The organism is Nonomuraea sp. CA-218870, assembly GCF_050936535.1.
GTDB classification, from domain to species: domain Bacteria; phylum Actinomycetota; class Actinomycetes; order Streptosporangiales; family Streptosporangiaceae; genus Nonomuraea; species Nonomuraea corallina.
Window position 1 is genome coordinate 5,632,460 of the sequence record NZ_JBNJMN010000001.1, and the last position, 22,190, is coordinate 5,654,649.

The window sequence follows — 22,190 nt, forward strand, 5'->3', positions numbered from 1 at the left end:
TTCAGGAGACCGGGCTTCAGGAGGGCAGGTTCAGGAGGCGGGCGAGGTTGGCGCCCTGGATGAGGGTGCGGGCGGCGGGGGCGAGGGGGGCCAGGGCGAGGCGGCCGTAGCCGATCCTGAGGTCGAGGAAGCACGCGTCCGAGCCGAACACCACCCGCTCGGGCCCTGCCAGCTCCGCCAGCCGGGCGATCCAGCGGCCGGTCGACTTGGAGCCGCACACCTCCAGGTACACGTTCGGGTGGTCGGCCACCAGCCGGGCGGCGCGGGCGAACCCGTACGGCCACAGGCCGGTGTGTCCCATGAGGATCGGCACGCCGGGATGCCGGGCGGCCACGGTGGCGAACTGTTCAGGGTCGCTCCACGGCGAGCCGGTCTGGCCGTGGGCGAGCACCGGCAGGCCGAGCTCCCAGGCCGGGTCGTACCGGGGGTCGTCGAGGCGGCAGTGGTGGACGTCGGGGTGGAGCTTGACTCCCCACACGCCGTCACGGGTGAGGGGCGTGCGGTGGTGCGGGTTGTGGACCTGCCAGACGCCGAACCGGCCGGGGTGCCGTTCGGCGATCTCGCGGGCCAGCCGGTTGCCGCGTTCGGCGTCGGGGCCGACGGCGAGCAGGTGGCTGATGCCCATGGCGGTGACGCCGATCCGGTCCATGGTGGCGACCAGGCCTTCGGCGGTGGGGTCGGGGATGAGGAAGTCGGGCCAGGCGCCGACGTGACCGTGCGCGTCGAGGATCATGAGCGGCCTCCGAGCAGCCTTTCCAGGGAGCCCGCCGCGATCAGGGCGGTCTCCTCCGGGGTCAGGTCGAGGTGGTCCAGCAGGAAGCGCGGGCCGCAGTCGTCGGCCACCGGGGCTCCGGTGCCGAACACCAGCCGTTCCGCGCCGAACCGCTCGGCCAGCCACTCCACGCCGCCCTGGGTGTTGACGGTGCCGATCTCCACCCAGACGCCCGGCGCCTCGGCCATCAGCTCGGCCAGGGCGCGCAGGCGTCGGTAGCCGGGGTTCAGCACGAGGATCCGCAGGCCGGGCAGCCGCTCGGCGAGCGTGCGGAGCTGCCCGGTGGACGTCTCCTCCAGGTCGACCGCGACGACCGGCCCCGTTCCCGCGCCAGTGCGGGCACCCGTGCCGGCGTCCCTCGGGCCCGGCCCGACGTCCGGCCCGACGTCCGGCCCGACAGCCGGACCGACAGCCGGACCGACAGCCGGACCGGTGTACGGTCCCGGGGCCGGATCGGCGAGGGCGGTGAGCCAGCGCAGGGCGGCCGGGCCTGTCAGGTCGAAGCGGTGGCGCTCCGGGCAGAGCCGCACCATGCGCGCCCCCCACGCCCGCACGGCGTCCGGGGTGGCGGGCGCGCACGCCCCCGGCACTCCCGGCACCACGACGGGCACCGGGACGAGCCGGGGGTCGCCGAGCGCGAAGAGGGCGTCGTTGCCCGCCTCCGCGTCGGAGTAGAGGCTGAGGCTGTGCGTCACCAGCGCTCTGGCGATGCCCAGGCGGTCCAGGTCGGGCGTCGGGTCCACCGGCAGGTCGTCGAACGGCACGGGGCCGACCAGCCGGTGGGCGTCCACGATCAATTTCGGCACAGACCGAAACCTAGGCTCCGGGTGCGGGAATCGTCAAGGGCGGGCAGCCCGGGTCCAGCCGGATCCGCGCCAGGTCACGGCCCACGATCGCCCAGGCGTTCCAGGAGCCGGGCTCGAAGTGCAGCTGCGGGTTGGTGAACCATTCGTCGCCCAGGCCGGTGGCGAGCAGCGTGGCGCCCCGCTCGGCGTCCAGCTCGTAGGCGTTGCCGCCCTCGCGGAACACCGAGGCGAAGACCCGGCCGCGGTGCACGGTCAGCTCGCCGTACCCGGACAGCCTGCCCTGCTGGACGACCTGCCGGGTGGCGAGGTCCAGGGCGATCCAGGATCCGGAGTCACGCTTGTACGACGCGTACAGGAGCCCGTCGTGCACCTTGACGTCCTGGAACGTGCGGTGGCCGGGCATCGGGTCGGCCTGCCAGAGCACGGTGCGGGTACGCAGGTCGAAGGCGGCGATGGAGGCGGTCGGCGCGCTGGTCCCGAACACGTCGCCCGCCAGGTACACCACGCCGTTCTTCTCGTCGAGGGACAGGCTCATGAGGTTCTGGCCGGGGATGACGTTCTGGTACACGTCCACCTTGCCGGTGCGGGGGTCCACGACGGACAGCGCGCCGGGGACGCTCGCCGACAGCGTCGAGGTGGCGACCAGGAGCTTGTCGGAGCGGGGGTCGTACTCGATGTCCCACGGCCGCTTCTGGTCGTGACCGAGGTGGCCGACGCTGCGCACCTCGTCGGTGCGGACGTCGACGGAGATGATCTCGCCGGTGGGGTACATGGCGGCATAGATCTTGTTCCCGTGCCGGACCAGGTCCTTGGGCTCGCCCGTGACGCGGATCCTGCGCTGCTCGCCGGTGCGCAGGTCGCGGACGTCCAGCGCGAAGTGGCCGCCGCGGTAGACGGCGCGGCCGGGGACGACCAGCATGCTCTGCGTCCGGTCGGCGCCGACCGGCATGCCCGCGTCGATCAGGTCGGTGAACTCGGCGGTGCCGGCGCGCGTGTCCAGCTCCCACAGCGCGCCGCTGCCCGCGAAGGCCAGCAGGGTGTCCTGGCCGGTCACGTGGAGCAGGCGGGTCTCGTCCTCGTAGGACGGCGGGGCGGCCACCCGGGTCAGCGCGGTGTCGCCGGTCCGGTAGCGGTAGACGGTGCCGTCGGGGCGGGAGGCGGTGTAGACGGAGCCGTCGCCGGCGGGCGTCACCGCGTCCAGCAGCCCGGACCCGACCGTGACCCGGCGCAGGTCCGAGCCGTCCTTGCGGACGTCGATCAGCTCGCCTCCTGCGACCGCCACGACCCGGTCGCCGTTGACCGTGACCGCGCCGAACGCCGCGTCGGCGGTGGCGAGCTGCGTGATGGCGCCGCTGACGCGGTCGATCCGCATGAGGAGCTTCTTCTCCAGCAGACCGGCGTAGACGTAGCGGTCGTCGGCGGCCACCGCGCGGACGTAGTGCTCGCCGGAGGCCAGCACGCCGAACCTGCGGACGGCGCCGGTGCCCGGGACGTACTCCCACACCCGGCCGTCGGAGGAGGTGCCGGCGTAGAGCGTGCCGTCGGGGGCCGCGGCCAGGCTCCACACGAAGCCGCCGGCCGCGCCGAAGGAGTGCAGGTGCGCCACCTGTCCGGTGGCGATGTCGAAGCTGTACAGGTCGGGGACCGGGTACGTGCCGACGTACACCTTGCCGCCGGACACGGCGACGGCCCAGCCGCCCTCGGGCTCGCCCGTGGCGGGGCCGTCGGGCAGCGTGACGCTCCTGAGGACCTTGCGGGTGGTCAGGTCGAGCTCGGCCAGCACCGGCGGCTTGGGGCCGCGGCTGACGAGGTAGGCGCGGCCGTCGTGGACGGCGGCGCCGACGATGGCGGCCGTCAGCGAGGAGGGCCCGTACGTGGTGACCGCCGGGTCGCCGCAGCGCGACGGCGCGGCGGCTGCGGGGGCGGCTGCTGGCGCGGCGGCCAAGGCGGGGGCCGCCGGGGAGACGAGTGCGGGGAGTAGACCCGTCATCACGACGAGCAGGGATCGGAGCATGCCAGGACCTCGTTCATTGGTGCCTGATTTTGGCCCAGACCGTAACCTTATGAGCACGGATTCGTCAATGGCATGATGACGCGCATGACGATTGAGGAGGGGACCGCTATGGCTTTCGACGCGTGGCGTCTGATCGGCGGGCTGGAGGTGACGCTGGACGTGGACGTGCTCGTCGGAGCCTATCCCGACCGGGACGGGCCGCCCGGCGCGCCCGAGGCGGTGGGCGGCCTGCTGGCCGGGCACCGCACCGCGACCGGCGCGGTGGCGAGCCTGCGGGCGGCCCTGTTCGACATGCGGTCGGGCAACGACGAGGTGCTGGCCCTGCGCGGCGACCCCCGCTGGCTGCCCGTCGGCACGGTGGACCTGCGCGACCCGATCGGCGCGGCCCGCGAGCTCGACCGGCTGGCGGGCGCGGGGGTGACGGCGGTGCGGCTGTTCCCGGACGAGCAGGGCGTCGAGGCGTCGTTCCCGTCGGTCCGGCACGTCGCCCGGCGGGCCGCCGCGCTCGGGCTGCCGGTGCTGACCGGCGGGGACGTGCGCCGTTTCTGGCAGCCGTTCGCCGGGCTCGGCGCCCGGGTCGTCTTCCTCGACACGCACTTCTACCACCTGGGCGACTTCCTGGTGGCGGCGCTGGAGGAGCCCGGGTTCCACACCTCGACGCGGCTGCTCAACTCCCCCGACGCGCTGGAGACGGTCGCCGCCGAGGTCGGCGCGGAGCGGCTGCTGCACGGCACCCGCGCGCCGCACTACGAGCCGATCGTGCCGCTGCTCCGGCTGGCGACGAGCGGGCTGGGGCCGGACGAGGTCGCGGCGGTGGCCGGGGGCAACGCGAGGAGGCTGCTTTCATGATCATCGACGTGCACGCGCACTGGGGGCCGTGGTTCTTCACCATGGACGTGGCCGCGGCGAGCCTGGCCACCATGGACCGCTACGGCATCGGCAAGGCGATCGTCTCGGCCACCGAGGCGGTGATCTACGACGCCCCGGCGGGCAACCGGGCGCTGGCCGAGGTGCTCGACGGGCAGGACCGGCTGTACGGGTACGTCACCGTCAACCCGCGCCGGCTCGGCGAGGCGGCACGGGACCTGCGGGAGCTGACCGGCCCGTGGGTGGGGGTCAAGATCCATACGGACTACACGGGGTCGCCGGTGACCTCGCCGCGGCTGCGGGCCGCGCTGGAGCTGGCCGCGGAGGCGGGCCTGCCGGCGCTGGTGCACACCTGGGGCGCCTCGGTCCTGGACCTGGCCCAGGTGTGCCTGGACATCCCGGGGCTGCGGGTCGTCGCCGGGCACATGGGCGCCGACGGCCACCGCTACGCCGTCGAGGCCGCGAACGCCTGCGACCGCCTCTACCTGGAGCCCTGCTGGTCGCACGCCCCGGCCGGCCGGATCGCCGAGGTGGTGGCGGCGGTGCCGGACCGGCAGTTGCTGTTCGGCACCGACGCGACGCTGATCGACCCGTCGTCGGCGTTCGGCGCGGTCGCCGCGGCCGGGCTGACCGGCGGGACGGCCGAGCGGGTCGCCTGGCGTAACGCCGCGGAGCTGTTCGGAATCTAGACATTACGGCCTAGCCCGTTATAGCGTGCGGTCACCATTGACCAGGGAGCCGCACATGATTGCCCGCCGTCGATTCCTGCAGGCGGCCGCCGCGTCCACGGTGGCCGCCACCCTGCCCGCCACCCTGCCCGCCACCCTGCCCGCAGCCCTGCCCGCCGCACCCGCCCACGCCGCACCCGCCCCCGAGGGCACCCTCACCGAGCTGGGCCCCGCCAGCGTCGCCAGCCCTCTCGGCAACGCCGAGATCGTCGGCGGCGTGCTCTACGCCGGATCACGCGGGCTGTCGCCCAACGTGGTCGGCGCGTACGACCTCACCCAGGATTCGGTCACCACCCATTTCGACATCCCCACCGGCATCGGGGTGTGGGCGATGTGCGCGGCCGGCACCGACGTCTACGTCGGCACCCACTCCAGGTCCGACCTGTACAAGCTCGACACCGTGGCGGCCACGCTGACCAAGGTCGCGTCGGTGCCCGACCAGTTCATCTGGACCCTGGCCGCCTCCCCCGACGGCAAGGTCTACATGGGCACCTCGGAGCCGGGCAAGGTCAAGGAGTACGACCCGGCCACCGGCGCCGTGCGCGACCTGGACGAGGCCGTGCCCGGCGAGCCGTACGTGCGCGCGGTCCAGGCCGACGACCGCTACGTCTACGCGGGCGTCGGCGCCAACGCGCACCTCATCGCCATCGACCGGGCCACCGGCGAGCGGCGCGACCTGCTGCCGCCCGAGCTGGCCGACCGCGACTGGGTGTCCAGCATGCACATCTCCGGCACCCACATCGCCGGCGGCATGAACTCCCTGGCCGAGCTGATCATCCTCAGCAAGACCGACCCGTCCGATTACAAGGTCGTCAAGGCCACCGCGCCGGGCGAGAAGTACATCGTCTCGGTGCTGATCCACGGCGACCACGTGTACTTCGCCGGCCGCCCCTCGGGCACCTTCTACCGCTGCCGGCTGGACACCGGCGAGCTGGAGGTGCTCGGCGTGCCGTACTTCGAGGCCGCCACCCACCGCATCCTCGCCCACGAGGGCAAGATCTACGGTGTGCAGGACAACGCGGTGTTCGTCTACGACCCGGCCACCGGCGCCATCGACTACCGCAACCTGGTGCAGCGCGGGTTCAGGGCCGCGGCCGAGCAGCCGATGTCCGTGCACAGCGACGGCGAGCGCGTCTACGTGGGCGGCAAGAGCGGCGCCGACATCCACGAGCCGGCCACGGGCGAGGTCACCAGGCTCGCCATCCCGGGCGAGCCGAAGACCATGCTCACCCTGGGCGGCACCACCTATCTCGGCGTCTACACCCAGGCCGCGCTCTACGCGCACCGCCCCGGCGAGGCCGAGGCCGAGCTGCTCCTGCGCGCGGGCAACCAGCAGGACCGCCCGCGCGACCTGGCCTACGACGCCAGGACGGGCCTGATCGTGATGCCCTCCCAGCCGGAACCCGGCCACATGAACGGCGCCCTGACCCTCTACTCCCGCCGCACCGGCCGGTTCACCGTCCAGCGGCCCATCATCGAACGCCAGACCGTCTACTCGGTCGCCACCCGGCACGGCACCGCCTACCTCGGCACCCTGATCCAGGAGGGCCTCGGGCTGCCCCCAGTCACCACCACGGCCCGCCTGGCCGCCTACGACCTCGTCCGGCGCAAGCTCCTGTGGGAGCTGGAGCCGCTGCCGGGCGCCCGGTCGATCATCTCGCTCTCGCTCGGCGCCCTGCACCTGTACGGCATCTCCAGCACGGGCGAGGTGTTCGAGTTCGACCTGCTGCGCAAGAAGGTCACCAGGACGCTGACGGTCAGCACCCATCGTGGCAGCGACCTGCACGTCGTCGGCCGGGTGGCCTACTGCACGGACGGCGACAAGGTGTACAAGATCGACCTGGTCACGTTCACCGCCGAGCCGATCGCCGAGGGCCTGGCCGGGGAGTGGTTCGGCGGCGAGCCGAAGCTGGCCCTGGATCCCTCGCGCAAGGCGCTGTTCGGGCTGAAGGGCCGCAACCTGGTCCGGATCGCCATCTCCGGCCGCCGGTGACCCTGGGGTTTCGGATGATCCACGGGTGATAGGACGAGGGGATGCGATATCCATCCCCTTTGCGGCCCGGTGACCGGATCGGCGTCACCTCCTCGTCCAGCGGCGTCGACAAGACCCTGCACGACCGGCTCCGGGTCGCGATCCGTACCGTCGAGGCGCGCGGCTACGAGGTGGTCGTGGGCGACTGCATGGACGGGGCCGGCCACGTCAGCGCGCCCGCCGCCGAGCGGGCGCGCGAGCTGACGGGCATGCTCACCGACCCCTCGATCAGGGCCGTGGTGCCGCCGTGGGGCGGGGAGACCGCGATCGACGTGCTACCGCTGCTCGACTGGGACGCGCTGCGCGCGGCGGAGCCGACCTGGATGGTGGGCTACTCCGACCTGTCGACGATCATCACCCCGCTGACCCTGCTGACCGGCGTGGCGACGATCCACGGCAACAACCTCATGGACACGCCGTACCGGGTCCCGGACGGGCTGCTCGGCTGGCTCGACATCGTGGCGCTGCCGCCCGGCGCCGCGTTCACCCAGACGCCGCCGGGCCGCTACCGCGCGCAGGGCTTCGACGAGTGGCAGACCTTCCCTGAGGCGGACGAGTTCACCCTCGACACGCCCGGCGGCTGGACCCGGCTGGACGGCGACGGCCCGGTGCGGGCCGAGGGCCGCCTGATCGGCGGCTGTGTCGAGACGCTGTGCAACATCGCGGGGACGCGGTACGCCGACACCTCGTCCCTGGCCGCCGACGGGCTCGTGGTGTACGTCGAGGCGGCCGAGCACGACGCCGGCACCATCTGCCGCAACCTGCACGGGATGCGCCTGGCCGGGTTCTTCGACGGCGCCACCGCGATCCTGGCCGGCCGCACCCGTGCCCCCGGGCTGCTCACGCTCTCCCAGCACGAGGCGGTGCTCGACGCGCTCGGCGGGCTCGGCGTGCCGATCCTCGCCGACGTCGAGTGCGGCCACGTCCCGCCGTACCTGCCACTGGTCAACGGCGCCCGCGCGCTGGTCTCGTACGACGACGGGCGCGGCGAGGTCACCCAGACGCTGGCGTGACGCGTGCTAGCTGTCCGGTTCGCCCGCCGGTGGTCCGGCAGAGCGGAGTACGGTCCCGCGCTCGCCGGCCGGCAGGGGCGGGCCGTACGGGTCGAAGGCGTGGCTCGCGGGGATGCGGCCCTCGGCGGCGGCGAGCCAGAGCATGCGCTGGACGTAGCCCTCCATGGGGTCGGTGAACGTGGCCGTCGCCAGGCGGTCCAGGCGGGACGAGGCGTCCCGGAACGCGCGCAGATCGGAACCGGCGAAGGCGCGCAGCACGCCCGCGGTCAGCTCGACGTGGGCGGCGGCGATGCCGACCAGGGCCGCCTCGGCGCCCCACAGGAGGGAGGGGGCGAACATGCGGTCCTCGCCGGTGATCGCCAGCCTGCCCGCGTCGCGGGTGAGGGTGAGGGCGAGCTGGCAGCCCATCGCGTCCGAGAGCAGGGCCGTCTTGAGGCCCGCCACGCCCGGGTGGGCGAGGAGGTCGCGCATCGCCCCGGGCGGGCAGGGCCGGGTGTAGAGGTCGAAGGCGATCATCGGCAGGCCCGCCTCGCGCCAGACCGTTTCGTGCCAGGCGAGCCTGTCACCCGGCGGCGGGAACACCAGGACCCCGGCCGCGCCCAGCTCCGCGGCGGTCCGCGCCTCCCCGGCGGCGCTCCCCGCGGTTCCGCCGGCGGCGCCGCCCACTCCCACCAGGACCGGCACCCCGGTGGCGACCGCGCGCCCGATCACCGCGGCGCGGACGTCCGGCGCGAGGAAGGGGCCACGGCCTGTATGGGCGAGGACCGCCAGCGCGTCCGCGCCGTCGGCCACGAGGGAGTCCAGGTAGCGGCCGGCCACGTCCGGGTCCACCTCGCCCGACGCGGTCATGGGGGTGGCCGCGGCGGCGATCAGCGCGCCACGGAGACGGTCGCGGAGGGTTTGGGCCAAAATGTGCACATATCTGAGCCTATTTGAACCCGGTCATCGCGATGCTGTTCACCAGATACCGCTGCAGCAGGAAGAACACCAGCAGGCACGGGACCACCGAGACCGTCGCCGACGCCATGAGCATCGACAGCTGCATCTCCTCGGTGCGCAGCGTGGTCAGCCCCACGGTCAGCGTCCGGGTGGCGTCGCTCTGGCCGACGACCAGCGGCCAGAGGAAGTCGTTCCAGTGCCACAGGAACACGAACACGCCCAGCGTGGCCATGATCGGCCGGGTCAGCGGGACCACGATCGTGAGATAGACCCGCAGCTCGGACGCCCCGTCGACCTTGGCCGCTTCGAACAGCTCGTCCGGCAGCCCCAGGATGAACTGCCGCATCAGGAAGACCGCCTGCGAGTTGGCCAGCGTCGGGACGATCAGCCCCCAGAACGTGTCCACCCCGTCCAGGCTGTTGACCAGCACGAACGTCGGGATGAGCGTGGCCTGGAACGGCACCATCATGGTCGCCAGGAACGTCCAGAACATCACGTCGCGGCCGGGGAAGCGCTTCTTGGCGAACGCGTACCCGGCCATCGACGCGGTGAGCAGGATGACCACCACCGACACGACGGAGTAGACGAGCGAGTTGACCGTCCACTCCACGAACCCGGACGCCGACAGCACCCTGGTCAGGTTGTCCAGCGTCAGCGTCTCCGGCCACTGGGCGGGCAGCGTCGGCCGGCCGGCCGGTGTCAGCGCCACGACCAGCATGGCCAGGAACGGCGCGAGGGTCAGCAGCGACAGCACGGCCAGCAGCGCGGCGAGCGGCCACCGGGCCCGGCGGCGCGGCGCCCGTCCGGCGGCCCGGTCGCGGTCGAGCAGCCTGGACGGCGGCCTGGATGCGGTGAGCGTCATGTGTTCCCCCGGTCCAGGAAGCGGCGCTGGATCAGCGACACGGCCAGCACGATCACGAACAGCACCACGCCCCAGGTGGCGGCGTAGCCGAAGTCGAACGAGCGGAAGCCGTGCTCGTAGATGCCGTAGATGAGCGTGTACGTGGCCCGCGCCGGGCCGCCGCCGGTCATCACGTAGATGGTGTCGAACACCTGGAAGGCGCCGATCGTCTCGATCACCAGGACGAAGAAGATCGTCGGCTTGAGCAGCGGCAGCGTGATCCGGCGGAACTTCTGCCAGGGCCCGGCCCCGTCGACCGTGGCCGCCTCCAGGTAACTGGCCGGAATCGCCTTGAGCCCGGCCAGCAGGATCAGCATCGAGTAGCCGAACCCCTTCCACACCGACACCACGGCCAGCGCGGGAAGCACCAGCGACGCCTCTTCCAGGAACGCCACCGGGCCGAGGCCCAGCTTGCCGATCAGGCCGTTGATCAGCCCGTCGAACTCGTAGATCCAGCGCCAGATGATGCCCGCCAGCACGAAGCTGGTCACGTACGGCAGGAAGAGCATGCCGCGGAACAGGCCGCGCATGAACACCACCTGGTTGAGCAGCAGCGCGGTGCCGAGCGCCACCAGGAGGGTGAGCGGCACGTAGATCGCCGCGTACACCAGCGAGACCCGCAGGCTGCGCCAGAAGTTGACGTCGCCGAGGAGCCTGGCGTAGTTGTCCGCGCCGACGAAGCTCCATTCGCCGCTGATGTTCCAGTTCGTCAGGCTCATGCCCGCCGCCCCCAGGGAGGGGAAGATCCGGAAGATCAGGAAGAGCACGAGCATGGGCAGCACGAACAGCAGCCCGGTGACCGGGTCACGCAGACGATGACGCACGGCGTTCCTTTCTCTTCAGCCGCCGTTGGCCGGCGGCTCTGTCAGCCGCCGTTGGCCAGCAGCGCGTCGGCCTCCTCGGCCGCCGCGTCGAGGGCCTCCTTGGCGCTCGCCTGGCCGAGCAGGGCCGCCTGGATGTGCGGCGCGATGAGGCTCATGACCTGGCGGGCCTGGGGGTGGGTGTCACCGGGGAAGGCGTACTCCAGGGACTTGGCGAACTCCTTGGCCTGCTCCGACTGGTCCGGGACCGTGACGTCGGTGCGGGCCGGGAAGAAGCCGGACTCCTTGGCCAGCTCGCCGGTGACCTCGGGCGAGGCGAGGTGTGTCGCCAGTTTCTTGGCGGCGTCCTTGTTCTCCGAGTGCTTGGCGAGCACGACCCCGCCGGGGATGCCGAACGCGACCCGCTTGGCGCCTTCCAGCGGCAGGCCGATGCCGACGTTCTCCTCGCCGATGGCGGCGCCGAGCTGGACGGCCTGCCCGGCGGTGGCGGCGTGGTACATGGCGGTCCTGCCCGCCGCGAGCGGGCCGCCCTCGATGTCGTTGCCCTTGCTGGCGGCGTTCTCCGGCAGGCCGCCGGCGGCCTTGAGGTCGAGCAGGAGCTGCAGGCTCGCCACGCCCTCGGGGCCGTTGAAGGCGACGCTCTTGCCGTCGGCGGCGAACACGGTGCCGCCGTTGGCCCACAGCAGCGGGTAGAAGCTCTGGTTCAGGCTGACCTCGGGCTTGCCCGGGTAGTCCAGGATGGCGACCTTGTTCGCGGCCAGCTTGGGGGCGGCCGCCTTCAGCTCGTCCAGCGTCTCGGGGACCTTCTCCACGCCCGCGTCGGCGAACAGCTTCTTGTTGTAGAGGGGGGCGGTGATCGTCTGGTAGATCGGGACGCCGTAGAGCTTGCCGTCCACGGTCAGCGCGGTGAGCGAGCTGGGCAGGTAGGAGCCCTTGGCGTCGGCCACCACGTCGTCGACCGGCTCGATCGTGCCCTGCTGGGCGTACTGCGGGATCTGGTCGGGGCCGAGTACGACCAGGTCGAAGCCCTTCCTGGAGACCAGGGCCGTGGTGACCTTCTCCTGGCGGCCCTCCCAGGGCTGCTGGTCGACGACGACGTCGACCGCCGGGTTCTTCGCCTCGAAGTCCTTCTCGACCTTCTGCCAGAAGGCCTGGCTCTTGGCCTGGTCACCGATGACCGGGTACATCCACAGCGTCACCGTGCTCTTGTCCGAACCGCTGGACGATCCACACCCCGCGGCGGCGATGCTCAGCGCGAGCGCGACGCCCAGAGTCGCTGTCTTCCTCATCGGCGGAACCCTTTCCCTTAATACCGGTCCTGACCGAAACCTAGTAACGCGCGCTTCGCGGGTCAATGCCCGATACCCGACCGTGACGCGGACGCCGCCATCTCGCGCGCGATGAAGCGGACGTGTTCGGAGGTGTAGTTCTCGTTCCAGTCGATGACCAGCAAGGTCTCGGCGACCATCCGCTCGGCCTCCGGGCAGGCGTGGAAGGTGTGATCCCGCACAGGGTAGCGAGACGTCCCGTATATCGGTCCTTGCCATACCGGGGCGCGGTGCAGCGGCTCCTCCAGATATCCGGCCCGCGCCGGTATCCCGGCCGCCCGCAGCCGCCCCGCCAGCTCCGCCGCGCCGCCGCCGGGCAGCACCACGGGGAAGAGCCACCACGAGTGGCCCTCCGGGCGCGGCAGCCGCACGCCGGGGATCCCCCGCAGGGCTTCCAGGAGCTGTACGGCCGTGCGGCGGCGGCCGGCCACCACCCCCGGCAGCTTGGCCAACTGGGCCCGCGCGACGGCGGCCTGCAGCTCGGTCATGCGGTAGTTCAGGCCGAAGGTGGCGTGCGAGCGGCCGGCCGCGCGGTCCCAGCCCTTGTCCGAGAACAGCCGCATCCGGTGGGCCAGCTCGTCGTCGCCCGTCAGCGCGAGACCGCCGTCGCCGCAGGTGATGTGCTTCCACTGCTGCAGGCTCAGGCAGGCGACGTCGCCCACCGTCCCGGCCGGCCGCACCCCGGCCCCGCCGCCGTCCGCATCCGCACCGGCCTGATCCGTACCGTCCGAGCGGGCGGCCAGAGGCGGCAACTCGGTGAGCCAGGCCTGGGCGCAGTCCTCGATGAGCGCGAGCCCGTGCGCGTCCGCCAGGGCGCGCAGCTCGTCCACCCGCGCCGGCGCGCCGAACAGGTGCACCGCCATGATGGCCCGCGTGCGCGGCCCGATGAGCGCCGCGACGGCGGCCGGGTCGAGATTGCCGTCCGACGGATCGACGTCGGCGAAGACAGGGACCGCGTTCTGCGCCAAGATGGGGGCCACAGTGCCGAAGTCCGTGATCGGCGTCGTGATGATCTCGTCGCCGGGGTCGGGCGCGGCGGCCACGACGGCGAGATGGAGGGCGGCGGTGCCCGAGCTGCACGCGACCGCGTGGCGCACACCGTGCAGCTCGGCGATCTCGCGTTCGAGCGCCCGGGCCTCGGTGCCCCAGACGGAGTTGAGCATGCCCGAGCGGATCACCCGCTCCAGGGCGGCGACCTCCTCGTCGCCGAGCGTGCGGCCGTCCGGCTCCGCCATGGACGGGAACTTCATGAAGCACCTCACAGGATACGATTGCGGCCTTGACCGTAATGAAGGAAAAGGAGGACGCGGGTGGCGATCGTCATCGGTGTCGTCGGCCCGCACGACCTGGTCGACCAGGTCGCGGCCACCTGCGAGGAGCAGCCGGGCCTCAACGCCCTGCGGCTGGACTACGACCACGAGTCCCAGGCGCCCGCGATCGTGGAGGCGCACACCTCCGCCGTCGAGGGCTGGCTGTTCACCGGCATCGTGCCGTACATGCTCTCGCGCGACGCCGAGGCGCTCTCCCGCCCCGCCGCGTTCGTCGACTACACGGGCGCGACGCTGCTCAGCGCCCTGGTACGGCTCCAGCACGAGGGCGCGGACGTGACCCGGCTGTCGATCGACACGCTGCCGGCCGCCGACGTCACCGCCACCTTCGCCGAGGCGGGGCTGCCCACCGACGAGCTGCGCACGCTCCCCTACCGGCCGGAGATGACCTCGAAGAAGGCCGTCGCCTTCCACCGGCGCGGCCCCGCGCACCCGGTGATCACCTGCCTGAGCTCGGTTCACGAGGCGCTCCGCGGCGACATGCACGTGCTGCGGCTGGCCCCCTCGACGTACTCGGTGCGGGTGGCGCTGCGCCAGCTCCTGCTGACCGCGGAGGGCCAGGCCCAGGAGGACGCGCAGATCGCGCTCGGCCTGATCGAGGTGGAGAACGACGAGGGCCTGCTGCGCGAGGCCGCCGCGCTGGGCGGCACCGTGGCCGCCTTCCGCGGCGGCACGCATCTGCTGGTCACCACCCGCGGTCCGCTGCACGACGCCACGGTCGGCTTCACCGGGCTGCCGCTGCTGGCCCGCCTGGCCGCCCAGAACCGGGTGGTACGCGTCGGTTTCGGCCTGGGCCGCAGCGCCGCCGAGGCGGAGAGCCTGGCCCGCCGCGCGCTCTCCCGCGCCCGCCGCATCGGCGACGTCGCGGCGGTCCTGTCGCTGCGCGCCGACACCGACATCGTGCTGGAGTCGGTCCCCGCCGGGCCGGCCGGCGAGCAGAACCTGTCGGTCATCGCCCGCCGCGTCGGCCTGTCGGTGCCCACGCTGGAGAAGCTCCTGGAGGCGCGCCGGGCGGCCGGCGACGAGCCGCTGACGACCCGGGAGATCGCCGACCGGCTCGCCGTGCAGCAGCGCACCGCCCGCCGCATGCTCCACCGCCTGGAGCTGGCCGGCCTCGCCGAACGCACCGGCAACCTGACCAGCGGGTCCAGCGGGCGGCCGCTCACGCTGTACCGGCTGACGCTGTGACGGCCCGCGGCCGGCACCGGGGCCTGCGGCGCGCGGCCGCCACCGGGGAAGCGGCCGCCGACCGGCCCCGTCGCGCGAGACCCGCGAGACCATGGAGCCCTCAGGCCAGCCAGCGGCTCAGGCCCTCGGCGACGAAGTCGTCGTCCCTGAGCCAGGGGTAGGCCGCCCACACCCGGTCGATCTCCGCGAGCTGGCCGGGCGACAGGTCCTCGGCCGGGTCCAGGCACCAGCGCCCCGCCAGCAGTCCCTGGCGGCGCAGCACCTCGTGGATCCCCGGGATGCATCCGTGGAAGCCGTTCGCGGTGTCGAAGATGGCCGCGTTGGCGTCGGTGAGATGCCCGTCGAGGGTCAGCAGCCGCCGGACGGCCGAGTCGTCGCCCGCCCTGGCCCGCTTGGCCTCCTCCAGCAGCTCGACCGCGCGCCGCACCCAGACCGCCCACTGTCCGAGCAGGCCGCCGACGAACTCGACCTCCACCTCCCGCCCGTCCACGACCACCCGGTGCGGGGTGATCAGGTCGGCCAGGATGTGGTCGTCGTTGCCGGTGTAGAGAGCCACCTCGGACACCCGTCCGGCGCGCACGACGCCGTGCAGCACGTCGAGCGTGCGGTAGCGGTCGAACGGCGCGACCTTGACGCCCACCACCGACTCGACCGCCGCCAGCCGGGTCCAGAAGTCCCGCGACAGCGGCCGGCCGCCGACCGCGGGCTGCAGGTAGAAGCCGATCACCGGCAGCACCTCGCCCACCGCCCGCGCCCGCTCCACCAGCGCGTCCTCGCCGAGCTCGGCGTACGGGCTCAGCAGCGTCATGTGGTAGCCGAGCGACCGGGCCAGCTCGGCCTCGGCCACGGCCTGGGCGGTCGGGCCGGTGGCGCCCGCCACCAGCAGCACCTCGCGCGCCGACTCCCTGGCGGTTTCCGCGGCCAGCTCCAGTACGGGCGGCAGCAGGCCGGTGCCGTGGATGGCGAACTGCGTGGTGTGCACGCCCACCGCGAGGCCGCCCGCGCCGGCCTCCACGTAGTAGCGGGTCAGGGCGCGCTGGCGGCGCTCGTCGAGCACCCGGCCCTCGGTCAGCGCGAGCGGGTGCGCCGGAATGACCAGCCCGCGCCTGAACAGGTCGCGCGCGGACGTCTGCGCCTCTGGAACCGTGCCGAGCACGTGAGTCTCCCTCGTCATGTCGTTTCCGCCGGTCTCAGAAGCGGCCGTCGCGGCGTTCGAACCTGGTGGGCTTGCCCAGCAGCGGCCCGCCGCCGGCCACCCAGCCGGCGATGTGGTCGATCAGCTCCAGCGGCGTGATCTCGGGATAGCCGAACAGCCGATGACAGCGCGACGCGTCCGACAGCAGCGCCGTGGGCGCCTCCTCGCCGGTGAACACCGGGTCCACGCCCAGCCGCGCGCCCAGTTCCAGCGCGGCCCGCCGTACCGAGATCAGCTCGGGGCCCGTGACGTTGAGCACGTACGGCGGGGTGGCGGCGAGCGCCAGCGAGCGGAGCGTCACCTCGTTCGCGTACCCCTGCCACACCACGTTGACCTGGCCGGTGGTCAGGTCGACGGGCTCGCGGGCCAGGATCTTCTGCGCCAGGTCGACCAGCACGCCGTAGCGGAGCTCGACCGCGTAGTTGAGGCGGATCAGCGACATCGGGGTGCCGTGCAGCTCGGCGTGGTGCGCGAGCACCCGCTCACGCCCGAGGCAGCTCATCGCGTACTCGCCGACGGGACCGGCGGGGTCGTCCTCGACGCTGCCCCCGCTGGTGACGGGGACGAGCGGGTAGACGTTCCCGGTGGACAGGGCGGCGATCCGGCTGCCGCGGAACCGGTCGGCGACCCTGCCGGGCAGGTACGTGTTCGTGAACCAGGTGGCGTGCTCCCGCCCCTGGGTGCCGAACTTGGCGCCGACCAGGAACACCACGTTCGGCGCCTCGGGCAGCTCGCGCAGCGCCCGCTCGTCGGCCACGTCGGCGCTCACCACGGTGGCGCCCTCGCCGGCGAGCGCGTCGGCGAGGCCGGGTTCGGAGAAGCGGGAGACGGCGATGATCCGCCGGTCCCCCTTGGTGGCGTTCAGCGCCAGCCGCACCAGGCTGGGGCCGAGCTTGCCCCCGGCGCCGAGGATCATGATGTCGCCGTCGAGCGCGGCGAGGTCCGCCACGAGCCCGTCACTCGGCCGCGCCAGCCGCTCCTCGAGTTCCGCTGTGGTCCGCACCCGGGGTCCCCCTTGTCCGTTATTTACGGTCCAGACCGTAACCGGGAGGGACTCCCGCTGTCAACGGGCGGCCAGGTGTTCCCGCGCCGAGACCAGGACGTCGAGGATGGCCCGCGTCTCCGCCCACGGCACCGGACTCGGCGCGCCGCCCACCATCTCCAGGAACGCCTCGATCGTCCCCGCATACCCCAGACGCCCCACCGGGTCGTCACCGGGCTCGATCACCACCCGCTCGTCGCCGCCGCGCCGGTGCACGGTGACGGCGTACGACTCCTCGTCGCTCACCCCCAGGATCTCCACCACGCCCGTGACCCCGCTCCCCCACCGCAGCGCCAGAACCCCGGTGTCCTCCGACCGGAGCGTCCCGTAGTGCCGGGTCGCGCCGGCCGCCCCCGCCGGCCGCACGTCCGGGCCGAGCAGCGCCACCAGCAGCTCCACCCCGTGCACGCCCATCGTCACCAGCGTCCCGCCGCCTTCCGAGGGGGTGTCCTGCCAGGCGTTGTAGCCGGTCGCCCAGAGTCCCACGTCATGCCGTACGGTCGCGCGCACCGACAGCACCCCGTCCGGATCCGCCTTCCACCCGGCGAACGCCGGCGCGAACCGCAGCACCGACCCCGACATCACCCGGTCGTGGATCGGCAGCCGGTCCAGCCGGTCAAGCTGGTCGCGGGTGGCCGCGGCCGGCTTGTTCACGAAACACGCCGCCCCCGTCTCCAGCACCGCCGCGAGCGCCTCGGGCACCCGGGGATTCGGCACGGTCAGCACCACCCCGTCGGGCCCGCCCGCCAGCGCCTCCCCCAGGCTCGCCGCCACCCGCGCCCGCGGATGCTCCTCGGTGAACCTGCGCAGCCGCTCCCCGTCCGGCTCCCACACCACCAGCTCGGCGTGCTCGGCCAGGGTACGGGCGTCGGTGTAGGGATGGCTGGTGGCGAGCCCGGCGAGAGCGATGCGCACGATGTCCTCCGATGTCACATGTCACGAAACGCGCCCCATCATGACAGCCGCCGATTCCATGACACTGCGTACGCAAGCGGGTACGCTCGGATCTGCCGCCTCCTACGGGGGGAGGGGAAGTGAGCCCGGGTGGACCGCCGGACGACGGAAGCCCGGGCTTCGCGCTTTTCACCGCAGGTCGAGCTCACTGTGGCGACGCTCAAAGACCACGTCGAGCACCTGGTGGCCGCCCATCTCCCAGAGCAGGTGCTCCACACACTTGCGACGCGCCCGTTCCTGACGTCTCCCGTCCAGCCCTGTACCCAAGACGACGACGCCCAGAGCAGGGATCGCAGGGCGGCGCGGTGGCGCTCGGCCTCCGCGGGCGCCACGAGCACCGCCGCGAGGATATAGAGGCCACGCTGAAGAAGCATGACCTCATCGACACAGGCGGAGAAGGGGGGGTTCACGAGGGCACATGGCAGCCCCACCCTTCACCTGAAGTGATGTGTCGACTACAGTTCGTCCACCTCCGCGAAGGCGCGGCCGCCCGACAGTTTCGGGTAGCCCGGCCCTCGGTCGAAGAAGCGGCCGGACGGGGGGCGGAGGCGGGCGCGGAGTTCGGCGGTGCCCTGTTCGTCGATGCGGTCACCGTCCAGGACGACGCCGTAGTCGCCGAGCGCGCCGGCGATCGAGACCTTGCCGTCGCGGACGTCGGCCGCCACCGCGCGGGGGTCGCGGTCGTAGGGGGAGCCCCAGCCGCCGCCGCCCGTGGTGCGGATGCGGATGATCTCGCCTGCCTGGACCGGGTGGTCGTCCACGAGCCCGTCCATCTCCTTGCCGGCGATCTCCACCCGGAAGGGCCGGCCGGCGAGCCCGCCGTTGACGCCCCAGCAGGACAGGATGGACCGGTCGGCGATCGACATGTAGGAGGCGTCGCGCAGCATCCGGATGTGCTTGTCGTAGCCGAGCCCGCCGCGGAACATGCCCGGCCCGCCCGAGTCGCAGGCCAGCCCGAGGCGCTCGACCCTGAAGGGCCAGCGGGCCTCGGCGAACTCGACCGGGATGTTGCGGGAGTCGGGGACGATGTGGATGGTGTCCTCGCCGTCGGCGTACCAGCGTCCGCCGGAGCCGCCGCCCAGCACCTCCCGCATCAGGTAGGGCTGCCCGTCGGCATCCGTGCCGTACACGCCCGTGTAGCGGATCGTCTCCTGGTCGGCGGGCATGCGCCCGCCGGTGGCCTTGGCCAGTACGCCGGCCAGCACGCCGAGCAGGCGCAGGATGACGAAGGTGCGGGCGTTGGTGGGGGCGGGGAAGACGGGCGTGAGCAGGGTGCCCTTCTCCGGGAAAATCATCTTGATCAGCGGCACGACGCCCTCGTTGACGTCGAGCTCGGCCATCCGTTCCGGCGTGTCCGCCAGGTTGCGCAGGATCGGGGCCAGCCACTTCTTCAGGAAGACGCCGTCGGCGTAGTCGCCCGCGTGGTTGATCGGGCCCTTGGCCTGCGGGGAGGTTCCGGTGAAGTCGATGGTGAGCGGCGCGTCCGCGGCGTGGTCCACCGTGAGCGTGATGCGCTGGGCGTGCAGACGGGGCTCGTCGACGCCGTCGTGCTCGGCGTAGTCCTCCCAGACGTACGCGCCCTCGGGGATCTTGGCCAGCAGCTCGCGGCGGAACGTCTCGGTGGTCTTGCCGATGATGGCGTCGAAGCACGCCTCCACCTCCTCGCGCCCGTACCGGTCGAACAGCTCGCCCAGCCGCCGCGCGCCCATGAGGCAGGCGGAGCACTCGGCGTCCAGGTCTCCGGCGAGGGAGTCGGGCATGCGGGAGTTGCGGGTCATGATGCGCAGCGCGGCCTCGTTGGGCACGCCCTGGTCCCACAGCTTGATCGGCGGGACCATCAGCCCTTCCTCGAACGCCGACCGGGCGTGCGACGGCATCGAGCCCGGCACCGCGCCGCCGATGTCGTCGTGGTGCCCGAACGCCTGCACGAACGCCACCACCTCGTCGCGGTGGAAGACGGGCACGGTGACGCACAGGTCGGGCAGGTGGCCGATGCCGCCTTCCGACAGGTAGACGTCGTTGTGGAAGTAGACGTCGCCGGGCCTCATCGTCTCGATCGGGAAGTCGCGGACGATCGGCTGGACGAGCGCGCTGTAGGAGCGGCCGGTCAGCTTGCGCATCCGGCGGTCGTGGATGCCGGCGCGGAAGTCGTGCGCGTCGCGGATCATGGGCGATCTGGCGGTGCGCGCGATGGCGGTCTCGACCTCCTTCTCCACGGAGGCGAGAGTGCCCTCGACGATCTCGATGAGGATCGGGTCAGTCACGGCGGATCTCCACGTTGCCGAACTCGTCCACCGTGGCGGTGAAACCTGGATGCAGGGGGATGGTCGAGCCGTACTCCTCGATGACGGCGGGGCCGCGCACGACGGTCCCGGCCTCCAGCGCGGCGCGCTGGAGGATGGGGGTGTCGTGCGGCTCGTCGAAGATCACGCGCCTGCTCGCCTCGACCGGTTCGGCCTTCGGGTACGGGTCGCGCCGGATCACCGGCCGGGTGATGGGCCCGATGCCGGAGACGCGCAGGTTGACCCATTCGACGGCGTGGCGGGGGTCGTCCCGGTAGGCGTACCCGTACAGCTTCTCGTGCGCGTCGTGGAAGCGGCGGGTGACCTCGCGCAGCCAGTCCTCGTCGAGGGGGCCGGCCGGGGCGGGCACGCGGACCTCGTACGCCTGCCCGTAGTAGCGCACGTCGGCGCTGCGCGCGAAGACGGGCTCGTCGAAGCCCTCGCGTTCGAGCTGCTCGGCGGCCTCGCCCTCCAGCTCGCCGAAGATCTGCGCGGCCTTGCTCAGCGCGAGGTCGCGGGTCACGTAGGTGCGCACGTAGTCGTTCTTGACGTCCACGGTGAGCAGGCCGAAGGCGGAGACGTTGCCGGGCTCGGGCGGCACGATCACCGCGGGCAGGCCGAGGATGTCGATGAGCCGGCAGGCCAGCAGCGGCCCTGACCCGCCGAACGTCACCAGCGGGAAGTCGCGCACGTCCAGCCCGCGCTTGACGGTGAGCTGGCGGATCGCGTTGCTCTGGTTGAACGCGCTGATCTCCAGGATGCCGGTGGCGGTGCGCTCGGGGGTGAGGCCGAGCTTGTCGGCGAGCGCCTCGACGCCCATCCGGGCGGCGTCGTAGTCGAGCGGGATCTCGCCGCCGAGCAGGTGGGGCGGGATGCGGCGGAGGTAGACGTGCGCGTCGGTGACGGTCACCTCGGTGCCGCCGCGCCGGTAGCAGAGCGGGCCGGGGTCGGCGCCGGCCGAGCGGGGGCCGACCTTGAGCGTGCCTTCCGGCGAGATCCACGCGACCGAGCCGCCTCCGGCGCCGACGGTCACGATGTCGATCATCGGGATCTTGCACGGGTAGCGGCCGACGCTGCCCTCGGTGGTGACGGAAGGGTCGCCGTCGACGACCACGGTCACGTCGGTGGAGGTGCCGCCGCCGTCCAGGGTGATCACGCTCTGGTGGCCCGCCGTGGCGGCGATCAGCGCCGCGCCGAGCGCGCCCGCCGCCGGGCCGGACAGGACCGTGGTGATGGGCTGGTTGACGACCTCGCGGGCCGACAGCACTCCGCCGTTGGACTTCATCACCGAAAACGGGCGGCCCAGCCGGCTGGACAGGTTGGCGATGTAGGCGCGCATGGCGGGCTTGACCGCGGCGTCGACCAGGGTGGTGACGGCCCGCTCGTACTCGCGGTACTCGCGCAGCACGTCGCTGGAGAGCGACACGACCGCCTCGGGGAACTCGCGGGCCAGCACCTCGCGCATGCGCCGCTCGTGGCCGGGGTTGGCGTAGGAGTGGAGGAAGCAGACGCCGAGCGCGGTGACGCCGCGCGTACGGTACCAGCGGGCCACCTCGACGGCCTGGGCCTCGTCGAACGGGCGGACCTCCGCGCCGCGGTGGTCGAGCCGGCCGCCGACGGTCCTGACCAGGTGGACGGGCACGATGCGGGGCGGCTTGACCCAGAAGTAGGAGTTGCCGTAGCCGTCGGGGACGCTCTGCCTGCCGATCTCCAGGATGTACTCGAAGCCCTCGGTGGTGATCAGCCCGAGGTTGCCGATGCGGTCCTCTAGCAGCTGGTTGGTGGCGACGGTGGTGCCGTGCACGATGGCGGACACGTCGAGCTCACCGAGCTTCTCGATGCCCGCGATGAACCCGTCGGCCGGGTTCGCCGGCGTCGAGGGGGTCTTGGTGGTGACGATCTCACCGGTCTCCTCGTCCACCGCCACCACGTCGGTGAAGGTGCCGCCGGTGTCGACTCCGATTCGGACGCTACGCATGG

18 protein-coding genes are annotated in these 22,190 nt (G+C 72.6%); 5 read left to right on the forward strand and 13 right to left on the reverse strand.

The window, feature by feature from the left end; all coding sequences use genetic code 11:
- Positions 1-16: 16 nt before the first annotated feature.
- From ACQEUU_RS26955 to ACQEUU_RS26965, 3 genes are read right to left on the reverse strand one after another with little or no spacing between them, the layout of a single operon-like run.
- Positions 17-733, reverse strand: a complete 717-nt coding sequence (locus ACQEUU_RS26955; protein WP_433071021.1) for an amidohydrolase family protein — start codon at positions 731-733, stop codon at positions 17-19.
- Positions 730-1,578, reverse strand: coding sequence for an amidohydrolase family protein (locus tag ACQEUU_RS26960; protein WP_433071024.1), 849 nt, complete (start codon positions 1,576-1,578; stop codon positions 730-732). The genes ACQEUU_RS26955 and ACQEUU_RS26960 overlap by 4 nt, the downstream gene beginning before the upstream one ends.
- Before the next feature lie 10 nt (positions 1,579-1,588).
- Complete coding sequence (locus ACQEUU_RS26965; RefSeq protein ID WP_433071027.1) at positions 1,589-3,592, reverse strand: PQQ-binding-like beta-propeller repeat protein; 2,004 nt, start codon at positions 3,590-3,592, stop codon at positions 1,589-1,591.
- Between the two features lie 108 nt (positions 3,593-3,700).
- Here ACQEUU_RS26965 and ACQEUU_RS26970 point away from each other — a divergent pair, with 108 nt between their 5' ends.
- From ACQEUU_RS26970 to ACQEUU_RS26985, 4 genes are read left to right on the forward strand one after another with little or no spacing between them, the layout of a single operon-like run.
- Positions 3,701-4,441, forward strand: coding sequence for an amidohydrolase family protein (locus tag ACQEUU_RS26970; RefSeq protein ID WP_433071030.1), 741 nt, complete (start codon positions 3,701-3,703; stop codon positions 4,439-4,441).
- Positions 4,438-5,148 carry an amidohydrolase family protein gene (locus tag ACQEUU_RS26975; RefSeq protein ID WP_433071033.1) on the forward strand — a complete coding sequence of 237 codons (711 nt, stop codon included), beginning with the start codon at positions 4,438-4,440 and terminating at the stop codon, positions 5,146-5,148. The genes ACQEUU_RS26970 and ACQEUU_RS26975 overlap by 4 nt, the downstream gene beginning before the upstream one ends.
- A gap of 55 nt (positions 5,149-5,203) precedes the next feature.
- Positions 5,204-7,180, forward strand: coding sequence for a PQQ-binding-like beta-propeller repeat protein (locus ACQEUU_RS26980; RefSeq protein ID WP_433071036.1), 1,977 nt, complete (start codon positions 5,204-5,206; stop codon positions 7,178-7,180).
- A 41-nt stretch (positions 7,181-7,221) separates the two neighbouring features.
- Positions 7,222-8,232 carry a S66 family peptidase gene (locus ACQEUU_RS26985; protein ID WP_433071039.1) on the forward strand — a complete coding sequence of 337 codons (1,011 nt, stop codon included), beginning with the start codon at positions 7,222-7,224 and terminating at the stop codon, positions 8,230-8,232.
- A 6-nt stretch (positions 8,233-8,238) separates the two neighbouring features.
- Here the strand turns inward: ACQEUU_RS26985 and ACQEUU_RS26990 are convergent, their stop codons facing one another.
- The 5 genes from ACQEUU_RS26990 to ACQEUU_RS27010 all read right to left on the reverse strand — a co-directional run bounded on the left by ACQEUU_RS26990 (position 8,239) and on the right by ACQEUU_RS27010 (position 13,471).
- Complete coding sequence (locus ACQEUU_RS26990) at positions 8,239-9,150, reverse strand: dihydrodipicolinate synthase family protein (RefSeq protein WP_433071042.1); 912 nt, start codon at positions 9,148-9,150, stop codon at positions 8,239-8,241.
- Between the two features lie 10 nt (positions 9,151-9,160).
- Entirely contained in the window at positions 9,161-10,033 is an 873-nt protein-coding gene (locus ACQEUU_RS26995) for a carbohydrate ABC transporter permease (RefSeq protein WP_433071045.1), read from the reverse strand.
- Entirely contained in the window at positions 10,030-10,896 is an 867-nt protein-coding gene (locus ACQEUU_RS27000) for a carbohydrate ABC transporter permease (protein ID WP_433071048.1), read from the reverse strand. The genes ACQEUU_RS26995 and ACQEUU_RS27000 overlap by 4 nt, the downstream gene beginning before the upstream one ends.
- Positions 10,897-10,937: 41 nt before the next feature.
- Complete coding sequence (locus ACQEUU_RS27005) at positions 10,938-12,182, reverse strand: ABC transporter substrate-binding protein (protein ID WP_433071051.1); 1,245 nt, start codon at positions 12,180-12,182, stop codon at positions 10,938-10,940.
- Between the two features lie 62 nt (positions 12,183-12,244).
- Positions 12,245-13,471, reverse strand: coding sequence for a DegT/DnrJ/EryC1/StrS family aminotransferase (locus ACQEUU_RS27010; RefSeq protein WP_433071054.1), 1,227 nt, complete (start codon positions 13,469-13,471; stop codon positions 12,245-12,247).
- A 60-nt stretch (positions 13,472-13,531) separates the two neighbouring features.
- Here ACQEUU_RS27010 and ACQEUU_RS27015 point away from each other — a divergent pair, with 60 nt between their 5' ends.
- The gene (locus ACQEUU_RS27015) at positions 13,532-14,737 is read left to right on the forward strand and encodes a hypothetical protein (protein WP_433071056.1); all 1,206 of its coding nucleotides are present in this window, start codon (positions 13,532-13,534) and stop codon (positions 14,735-14,737) included.
- 100 nt (positions 14,738-14,837) lie between these two features.
- On the opposite strand, the gene ACQEUU_RS27020 is transcribed toward ACQEUU_RS27015, so the two are convergent.
- From ACQEUU_RS27020 to ACQEUU_RS27040, 5 genes are all read right to left on the reverse strand, one after another.
- Positions 14,838-15,911, reverse strand: a complete 1,074-nt coding sequence (locus ACQEUU_RS27020; protein ID WP_433071058.1) for a dihydrodipicolinate synthase family protein — start codon at positions 15,909-15,911, stop codon at positions 14,838-14,840.
- A 16-nt stretch (positions 15,912-15,927) separates the two neighbouring features.
- Positions 15,928-16,935, reverse strand: coding sequence for an NAD-dependent epimerase/dehydratase family protein (locus ACQEUU_RS27025; RefSeq protein WP_433071061.1), 1,008 nt, complete (start codon positions 16,933-16,935; stop codon positions 15,928-15,930).
- A 60-nt stretch (positions 16,936-16,995) separates the two neighbouring features.
- Positions 16,996-17,889: a Gfo/Idh/MocA family protein gene (locus ACQEUU_RS27030; protein ID WP_433071064.1), complete on the reverse strand. Its 894-nt coding sequence runs from the start codon at positions 17,887-17,889 to the stop codon at positions 16,996-16,998.
- 494 nt (positions 17,890-18,383) lie between these two features.
- Positions 18,384-20,192, reverse strand: a complete 1,809-nt coding sequence (locus ACQEUU_RS27035; RefSeq protein ID WP_433071067.1) for a hydantoinase B/oxoprolinase family protein — start codon at positions 20,190-20,192, stop codon at positions 18,384-18,386.
- Positions 20,185-22,188 carry a hydantoinase/oxoprolinase family protein gene (locus ACQEUU_RS27040; RefSeq protein WP_433071070.1) on the reverse strand — a complete coding sequence of 668 codons (2,004 nt, stop codon included), beginning with the start codon at positions 22,186-22,188 and terminating at the stop codon, positions 20,185-20,187. The genes ACQEUU_RS27035 and ACQEUU_RS27040 overlap by 8 nt, the downstream gene beginning before the upstream one ends.
- Positions 22,189-22,190 lie beyond the last annotated feature (2 nt).

Excerpts from the sequence above, each read along its gene's own strand:
- ACQEUU_RS27005 (WP_433071051.1), bottom strand. The coding sequence starts at position 12,182 with ATGAGGAAGACAGCGACTCTGGGCGTCGCGCTCGCGCTGAGCATCGCC.
- ACQEUU_RS26965 (WP_433071027.1), bottom strand. The coding sequence starts at position 3,592 with ATGCTCCGATCCCTGCTCGTCGTGATGACGGGTCTACTCCCCGCACTC.
- ACQEUU_RS26980 (WP_433071036.1), top strand. The coding sequence starts at position 5,204 with ATGATTGCCCGCCGTCGATTCCTGCAGGCGGCCGCCGCGTCCACGGTG.
- ACQEUU_RS26995 (WP_433071045.1), bottom strand. The coding sequence starts at position 10,033 with ATGACGCTCACCGCATCCAGGCCGCCGTCCAGGCTGCTCGACCGCGAC.
- ACQEUU_RS27010 (WP_433071054.1), bottom strand. The coding sequence starts at position 13,471 with ATGAAGTTCCCGTCCATGGCGGAGCCGGACGGCCGCACGCTCGGCGAC.
- ACQEUU_RS27040 (WP_433071070.1), bottom strand. The coding sequence starts at position 22,188 with ATGCGTAGCGTCCGAATCGGAGTCGACACCGGCGGCACCTTCACCGAC.
- ACQEUU_RS27020 (WP_433071058.1), bottom strand. The coding sequence starts at position 15,911 with ATGACGAGGGAGACTCACGTGCTCGGCACGGTTCCAGAGGCGCAGACG.
- ACQEUU_RS26955 (WP_433071021.1), bottom strand. The coding sequence starts at position 733 with ATGATCCTCGACGCGCACGGTCACGTCGGCGCCTGGCCCGACTTCCTC.
- ACQEUU_RS26985 (WP_433071039.1), top strand. The coding sequence starts at position 7,222 with ATGCGATATCCATCCCCTTTGCGGCCCGGTGACCGGATCGGCGTCACC.
- ACQEUU_RS26975 (WP_433071033.1), top strand. The coding sequence starts at position 4,438 with ATGATCATCGACGTGCACGCGCACTGGGGGCCGTGGTTCTTCACCATG.
- ACQEUU_RS26970 (WP_433071030.1), top strand. The coding sequence starts at position 3,701 with ATGGCTTTCGACGCGTGGCGTCTGATCGGCGGGCTGGAGGTGACGCTG.